This window comes from Streptomyces sp. NPDC058231, assembly GCF_042882275.1.
Classification (GTDB): domain Bacteria; phylum Actinomycetota; class Actinomycetes; order Streptomycetales; family Streptomycetaceae; genus Streptomyces.
Genome location: NZ_JBHVWN010000170.1, coordinates 1 through 1,552 on the forward strand (window position 1 = coordinate 1; position 1,552 = coordinate 1,552).

The following is a 1,552-nucleotide window of genomic DNA, read 5'->3' on the forward strand; positions in this document are numbered from 1 at the left end:
GCTAGTGCTGCACTGCGGAAGTTCGTGGAGGGGTGCTGATCAGGTGGTCTTGAGCGGGGCACCGTCGTAGGTCCACTTGTATGGCTTCGTGGTCTCGTTGCGGTTGATCACGTAGCTCTCCAGCTTGTCGATGAGGTCGTCGCGGCTGGAGAAGTCGCCGTGTCGAAGGACGCGGCGGGTCAGGACGGAAAAGAACAGCTCCACCTGATTGAGCCAGGAGGCGTGAGGCGGGGTCCAGTGGACGTGCCAGCGCGGATGGTCGGCCAGCCACGTCTTGGTGCGCTTTGCGGTATGCGAGGAGCCGTTGTCCAGCACCACATGGATGTCCTGGCCAGGGGCGATGACCCCATCGAGCTGGTCGAGGAAGCCGGTGAAGGTCACCGCGTCGTTGCGGGCGATGATCTCGGTGAGGACCTCGCCGGTGCGTACGTCCAGGGCCGCGACCAGCGAGGCGGTGCCGTGGCGCCGGTACTCGAACTCCTGACGGGCCGGCTCGCCCGGCGCCGCGCGACGGCCGGGATGACGCCGGGAGCGGGCGGCGATCGCGGTCTTCTCATCGATGGACAGCACCACCGCACCCTTGGGCGGATCACGGTAAAGGTCGCACACATCCCGGACCCGGTCCCAGAAGTCGGGAGTGTCACGGCGGGTGAGCCAGCCACGCACCCGGTGCGGCTTGAGGTCCAAATCGGCCAGGATCCTGCCGACTTGGGAAGCGGAGATCGAAGCGAACACAGTGCTGGCGACCTGGGCGGCGATCGTGCGGTGCGACCAGGTCGCCTCCGGATGCGGAGGTGCACTGGTTGCGGCGGCCACGATCGCGACCGTCACCCGGTGCCCGTACGTCTTGGGACGGCCCGAGCGGGCGGCATCCTTCAGCCCTGCCGGCCCCCGGTCCGCGAACCGGCCGCGCCACTTGCGGACCGTGTTCACGCTGATCACCAGCTCCCGCGCGATCGCCCCGTTACTCAGCCCCTCCGCGGCCGCGAGGACGATCCGCGCCCGCAGCACCGCCCGCACCTGCGCCTTCAAAGAGGCCGTGGTCTGGATCAGACGCTCACGCACCGGCTCCTCCAGCTCCACCGCGACTGCCCCGCCCATCCCCGCCACGCTTTCCCCGCCCGCGCCTGCCCGAAGAGGTGATCATGGCGCACTCGGACGGTGACCCGGCAGGATGAGGGCGTGCCGAAGAACCCGCCCGAATCCATGCAGCACCACCTGCACCACCGCCTGCACGCCCGCGCCAAGGAACGCTGGCCCCAACTCACCGGAGTCCAGGTGCGCTTCCGCACGGGATTCGCCTACGTGGCAGGAGAGTTGGCAGACGAGCAGGAGCCGCTGCCGCTATGCCGCCTGCGCTTCACCGGCGTCCTGCACACCTGGGGCTTCGCCCTCTACCGTGCCAGCAACGGCAAGTACGAGGACAACCTCCTGCCCACCGGACTGCCCTTCGGCTCACCCGAGGAGGCCCTGGACTGCGCCTGCGGCCTCTACCTCGACGACCCCACGCCCTGATCAACACCCCCCACGAACTTCCGCGGAACAGCACTAG

2 protein-coding genes are annotated in these 1,552 nt (G+C 68.6%); one reads left to right on the plus strand and one right to left on the minus strand.

Annotated features, from left to right (window positions below; genetic code table 11):
* Positions 1–39: 39 nt before the first annotated feature.
* On the minus strand, positions 40–1,101 hold the full coding sequence (locus ACFVXE_RS39050) for an IS630 family transposase (RefSeq protein WP_389678550.1): 1,062 nt from the start codon (positions 1,099–1,101) through the stop codon (positions 40–42).
* Positions 1,102–1,182: 81 nt separating this feature from the next.
* Here ACFVXE_RS39050 and ACFVXE_RS39055 point away from each other — a divergent pair, with 81 nt between their 5' ends.
* On the plus strand, positions 1,183–1,515 hold the full coding sequence (locus tag ACFVXE_RS39055; protein WP_389678552.1) for a hypothetical protein: 333 nt from the start codon (positions 1,183–1,185) through the stop codon (positions 1,513–1,515).
* Positions 1,516–1,552 lie beyond the last annotated feature (37 nt).

Excerpts from the sequence above, each read along its gene's own strand:
- ACFVXE_RS39050 (WP_389678550.1), bottom strand. The coding sequence starts at position 1,101 with ATGGGCGGGGCAGTCGCGGTGGAGCTGGAGGAGCCGGTGCGTGAGCGT.